Annotated in this window: 4 protein-coding genes; 2 read left to right on the top strand and 2 right to left on the bottom strand. The window is 48.3% G+C overall.

The features are described from left to right. A partial coding sequence (locus HN413_14245) for a ribulose-phosphate 3-epimerase (GenBank protein MBT3391556.1) occupies positions 1-477 on the top strand: 477 nt, incomplete at its 5' end. A gap of 178 nt (positions 478-655) precedes the next feature. Next, positions 656-1,741, top strand: coding sequence for an inositol-3-phosphate synthase (locus HN413_14240; protein ID MBT3391555.1), 1,086 nt, complete (start codon positions 656-658; stop codon positions 1,739-1,741). Positions 1,742-1,889: 148 nt separating this feature from the next. On the opposite strand, the gene HN413_14235 is transcribed toward HN413_14240, so the two are convergent. Together HN413_14235 and HN413_14230 are read right to left on the bottom strand one after the other, a co-directional pair. Further along, positions 1,890-4,982 carry a PAS domain S-box protein gene (locus HN413_14235; protein MBT3391554.1) on the bottom strand — a complete coding sequence of 1,031 codons (3,093 nt, stop codon included), beginning with the start codon at positions 4,980-4,982 and terminating at the stop codon, positions 1,890-1,892. Further along, on the bottom strand, positions 4,969-6,217 hold a 1,249-nt coding region (locus tag HN413_14230; protein MBT3391553.1), incomplete at its 5' end, for a response regulator. The genes HN413_14230 and HN413_14235, both read right to left, overlap by 14 nt.

Raw genomic sequence — 6,217 nt, 5'->3', positions numbered from 1 at the left:
CTGGATGTTCACTTGATGATCGAAAAACCTGAATTGATGATTCCGGCATTCGCCAAGGCCGGTGCAGACATCATCACCGTTCATGTAGAAACCTGCCCGCATTTGCACCGCACATTGCAGCAAATCCGCGAATTTGGTGTAAAGCCCGGCGTTACGCTGAACCCGGCTACACCACTGGCTACACTTGAAGAAATTCTCGAAGCAGTCGAACAGGTTTTGATTATGTCGGTCAATCCGGGGTTCGGCGGGCAATCCTACATCCCTGGCAGCAGCGCCAAAATTACCCGTTTGCGGCAAATGCTGGATACGCGCGGCTTGCAACATGTGGATATTGAGGTCGATGGTGGTGTAAAAACCCACAACGTGGCCGAGATTGTTGCGGCAGGCGCGAATGTCATCGTTGCCGGTTCGGCTATCTTTAACCAAAAAGCCAGCGTCACCAAGAATGTTCAGGCTTTCCGCGCAGCATTGACCTAAAAGATTTTCTGAAAATAAAACAGATGTCGAGAAAACACATAGTTCTATCTCAGGTTCTCGCGTGGTTATTCTCTGGGGTATAATACTACCCAACTGCGGCGTCTATGTCAGCATACCAAATTTGCCCCTTAGGAGGTTACGCTAAGGGGCTTATCATTGACTTAAGAAAGGAATATAAATGGCAAATAAACGCAATAAAGTCCGCGTGGCAATTATTGGGGTGGGCAACTGCGCATCGTCACTTGTGCAAGGGATAGAATATTACCGCAACGCCACGGATGAGATGGAGATCCCCGGTTTGATGAATGCAACTCTGGGAGGGTACCATATCAGCGATATTGAGTTCTCAGCAGCATTTGATGTTGTCGCTTCCAAAGTTGGCAAAGACCTCAGCGAAGCAATTTGGGCTGAACCCAATAATACCATTCGCTTTACTGAAGTTCCGCATCTAAATGTGCCGGTTCATCGCGGCATGACACATGATGGGCTGGGCAAATATCTGGGCAGCAAAGTAGAAAAGGCGACTGGCCCAACCGATGATATTATTGGGATTCTCAAAGAAACTCAAACCGATGTAGTGATTAACTTCATGCCGGTTGGCTCCGAAATGGCGACCAAATGGTATGTGGAACAAGTTCTCGAAGCCGGGTGTGGATTTGTCAACGGGATTCCGGTGTTTATTGCGACTTCTGAATATTGGAGCAAGCGCTTCCTGGATCGCGGGTTGCCGATTATTGGGGATGATATTAAAAGTCAGGTGGGCGCAACTATCGTACACCGCGTGTTGACTAACCTGTTCAAAGATCGCGGCATCCACTTAGATCGCACGTACCAGTTAAATTTTGGCGGCAACATGGATTTCTACAATATGCTCGACCGCGATCGGTTGGAATCCAAAAAAATCTCGAAAACTCAGGCTGTCACCAGCCAACTCCCTTACGATCTTGGCGACGAAAATGTGCACGTTGGCCCCAGCGACTATGTTCCCTGGCTGACTGACCGCAAGTGGGCGCAGATTCGCATGGAGGGGCGCGCCTTTGGCGATGTGCCGCTGAATCTCGAACTAAAACTCGAAGTTTGGGATTCGCCTAATTCGGCTGGCGTGATGATCGACGCATTGCGCTGTGCCAAAATTGCACTTGATCGTAAAATTGCGGGGCCATTGATTGCGCCATCCAGCTATTTTATGAAATCACCTCCCCAACAATTTACCGATGATATTGCACGTCAAAAAGTTGAGGATTTTATCAACAGCGACGCGTAGCGCCCTTGATAATAATAGACCTGTTTCTGAACAAAACCGTTTGCTCAGGATCACGCTTTCGCAATCAAGATTTCACAAAAAAGGGTGTGCATGGGATGCTACGCATCTCATGCACACCCTTTTTTTGCGACTGATCCGCGCCAGATGTTTAACAACGCTCCAGGGCAGCAACCAATTCTGGCACTCGGATCGGTTTACTGACATAGTCATCCATTCCCTGTCTGAGATATAATTCCCGATCCCCTTCCAGCGCGTTCGCAGTCATTGCTACAATCTTTGGGCGTTTATTCCTGTCCACATACTTCTCCAGAATGCGCTGAGTGGCCTCTACGCCGTCCATTTCTGGCATCTGAATATCCATAAGCACAACATCATATTTTTGGCGCTCCAGCGCATCCAGAACTTCTAAACCATTTGCGGCGATATCTGCACGATAACCCAGTTTCTCGAGAATGCGCAAAGCAACTTTTTGATTGATCAGGTTATCCTCCGCCAGAAGAACGCGCAATGGATGCCTCTCGCCCAGTTCGTGATCGTACTCCGGTTTACTTTCGGCAGGCTTCGCCATTTGGCTTTGCTCGGGGAAGCGGCTGCCCATCACATTCATAATGGTGTCATGCAAGATCGACGGTTTGATCGGCTTGTTGAGACGGGCAGTAAATTGAACTTCATCAGGTATCATCTCCCAGCCGCCCAGCGATGTCAACAAAATCAGAGGAAGTTCATCTTCGCTAATAAATTTTCGCAACTCAATAGCCAACATGGCGCCATCCATCTCGGGCATTTGCATATCCAGGATTGCGAAGTCAAATTTCTCGCCGCTGCGAATCCACCCCAACGCCTCAGCCCCACTGGCGGCGGCGCGCGGATCCAGGCCCCAGGTTTTCGTTTGGCGAATCAAAATGAGCCGATTGGTTGCATTATCATCCACAATCAATACTTTTAGGCCATCCATAAGTGGTTGAGGCAGATGTGTTTCCGCCTGGAATGAGGCCGGAGCTGGCGAACTCATGATTGTGAAGTGGAATGTGCTTCCTTGCCCAACTACACTCTCCACCCATATTCTGCCACCCATTAGCCCAACCAACTGCTTGCTGATCGCTAATCCGAGACCTGTGCCGCCATATTTTCGTGTGGTCGAGGCATCCACCTGAGAGAAGGATTCGAACAGACGATTCATCCGATCTTCGGGGATGCCAATACCCGTATCTTGAACCTGGTAGTGAACTTGTAAGTTATTATGTGGCAGGGTCTCGCTGGATACCCGCACGATCACTTCGCCCTGATCGGTAAATTTAACCGCATTGCTCAGCAAGTTCACAAGTACCTGACGAATACGGGTAATATCGCCGATAATCGCGCCGGGCACAGAACCTTCCACCAAATAGGCGATTTCCAGACCTTTTTCAGCCGCTTTTGAGGCTAGCAAATCGAGAGCGCTCTCAATGCTCTCCCGCACCATGAACGGCTGCTGCTCCATTTCCATTTTTCCCGCTTCGATCTTGGAGTAATCGAGAATATCGTTAATGATCGTCAGCAAAGCATCGCCACTACTGCGCACGGTACTAGCAAAATCTTTTTGTTCAATATCCAGGGGCGTATCCAGCAGCAATCCTGTCATGCCAATAATTGCATTCAATGGCGTGCGAATTTCATGGCTCATATTTGCCAAAAATTCTGCTTTCGTTTGCGCAGCCGATTCCGCTTCACGGCGAGCTTTAACTAATTCGGAAATATCGTGATAAAGCGCCAAGATAGCTACTTGCTCGCCTTGCACTACCACCGGCACCCCAAAAAATTCGACATCCATCAATTGTCCATTTTTATTGGCGCGTTGTGCGAATCCATGCACAAGATTGCCCTCTTTGACACTGTAGGTATACGACTCAGCAAGTTCAAATTCTGCCTCGGGAACTATCAAATCATCCAGATTTCTTTCCAGGGCAGCTTCTTTTGAGTAACCAAAGAGTTTTTCAAAAGCTTCATTACAATCCATAATGCAGTGTTGCAGGTCCAAGATGACAACGGCAATCGGGCTAATATGCACCAGACTCTCAAAATACTGCTTTTGCACAAGAATTTCTTCTTCAGCGCGCTTTCGCTCAGTGATATCTTGTTTGATGGCAACGTAATTTGAAATCTCGCCCTTATCATCCACTACCGGGGTGATGGTCACATCCTCAAAATATAATTCGCCATTTTTTCGCCGGTTTACCATCTCCCCCTGCCAAACACCACCACCCTGAATGGTTGCCCAAAGGTCTTTATAATATGCCTGATCGTGTTTACCCGATTTCAGGATGCGCGGGTTTCCTCCGATGGCATCGCGATACGAATACCCGGTCGTGAGGGTAAAAGCAGGATTAACCCATTCGATAGTACCTTGAAGGTCTGTGATCACAATCGAGTTAGCTGCAGCCTGCATCACAGATGCCTGCAGGCGCAAGCGTTTTTCTGATTTTTTTTTCTGGATCATCCCAGCTATGATGTTAGCAACGGCCTTCAAGAATGGAATTTCATGGTCACCAGGTTGGTGGCCCTCTTCAACATAAAGAACAATGACCCCAAGGATTTCTTCGCCCATGAGGATAGGCACATTATAATGACCATGCGGCCCCATGCCATCAAAAGTTGTTTCATGACGATCATCAACACAACTAGCGAAGACAATTTCTTTGCTTTGCGCAGCACGTCCGCACAGGCAATGCCCAAACGGCACACGCTTGCATAGTATTAGCAAGTGTTCATTGAGGTTGTGATGAACAGTCAGTTTCAAAATATCTGGATGAGCTTCATCGACCAAAAAAATTCCTGCCTGCGCGCGCATTGGCAGCCAGGGCGTGCTGATTATCGCCTTCAATGACCATTCAAGTTTTTTTTCTAGCGAGTTAGGTTCCATGGCGATATATAACAGCGAATTCAAAACCTCCTGAACCCGATAGCCGTCTTCAAGCTCTTTTGTGCGATCCGTCACGATACCTTCAAGCTGTGCATGAAGGTCAGCCAGACGGCCTTGCCGCTGACCGGCAAAAGCAGCCAGTCCTCCCAGGAAAATCGGAGCCATGTCAATGATCCACAGCAATGGATTCGTTGCTTGCACTTGCCAAAGCGCGGCCCAAGAAATTTCTTTGCCAGAAAATGCTACCGAAAGCAAGGTGCCCACAATAGGAAATATCAATCCAAACCCGATCCCTACCAGCAAATATTTCTGGGTAGTGCCCAATACTTTATTTTTTTTCATCGGAACCACCTATCGCCAGAGTGTGCGATTTGCAACGTTTCAACGCGCGAACAAGCTCATCGACGCGCACCGGCTTGCTAACATAATCATCCATCCCAACCCCCAGATAGCGCTCACGATCCCCTTCCAGCGCATGTGCGGTCATGGCAATAACGCGCGGGCGCTCCGATTCAGTATATTTCTGATAAATGCGGCGCGTGGCTTCTACGCCATCCATTTCGGGCATTTGAATATCCATCAGAACAACGTCATAATGTTGGCGGGCGAGGGCCTGTAGCGCTTCAATACCATTGCTGGCAACATCGACCCGATACCCTAGCCGCGCAAGAATTCGGGTAGCAACTTTCTGGTTGATCAGATTATCCTCAGCTAATAGAATGTGCAATGGATGTTCAATACCCATATTCTCATTAAAGTCATCGGATGTCTTACTAACCGCAGGCTGGATGGGAATCGCACGCTGGTCGCGCTGATTCATAATCTCTGCGATAGCATTGTAAAGTATAGATGGTTTAACGGGCTTGCTCATGCGGGCCGAAAATTCAATATGTGCAGGAATCTCTTCCAGCCCTCCAAAGGATGTTAATAAAATCAGCGGGATCGTCCCCTGATAGTGTTGCTTGATCTCCTCGGCAAGCATGACACCATCCATATCAGGCATTTGCATATCTAAAATTGCAAGATCAAATTTTTCGCCGTTGCGAATCCAGGTGAGAGCTTCATCGCCACTGGCCGCGGCAAAGGGCTCCATCCCCCAGGATTTAGACTGTCGAATCAGAATCAGTCGATTGGTGGCATTATCATCCACAATCAGAACGCGCACATCCTCAATCAATCCTATTTCTCCCCCGGCATTATTCAGGCGCTGTGGCGCTCTTTCTGCGCGGATTGTAAAATGAAAAGTTGAGCCTTTGCCCAGTTCGCTTTCAACCCACATTTCCCCCCCCATGATCTCAACCAATTGTTTGCTGATCGCTAAGCCCAAACCCGTTCCCCCATAGCGACGCGTTGTTGATGCATCTACTTGTGTAAACGATTCAAACAAATGTTCAATCCGATCCGGCGGTATTCCGATGCCCGTATCTTGAACCGAAAAATGGAGAATACATTCTTCGCCTTCCTGACATTCCAGGGCAACGCGGGTAATAATTTCGCCCTTTTCAGTGAATTTAATGGCATTTCCAAGCAAATTGACCAATATCTGCCGCAAGCGAGTTACATCGCCAATCACATCC

The sequence above is a fragment of the Chloroflexota bacterium genome (genome assembly GCA_018648225.1).
GTDB lineage: Bacteria > Chloroflexota > Anaerolineae > Anaerolineales > UBA11858 > NIOZ-UU35.
Note: the sequence above shows the minus strand (reverse complement) of the source record. Positions and strands in the feature narration are given on the sequence as shown.

What these genes read in the sequence shown, in the direction of transcription:
- HN413_14240 (MBT3391555.1), top strand. Translation starts at nt 656, where the DNA reads ATGGCAAATAAACGCAATAAAGTCCGCGTGGCAATTATTGGGGTGGGC.
- HN413_14235 (MBT3391554.1), bottom strand. Translation starts at nt 4,982, where the DNA reads ATGAAAAAAAATAAAGTATTGGGCACTACCCAGAAATATTTGCTGGTA.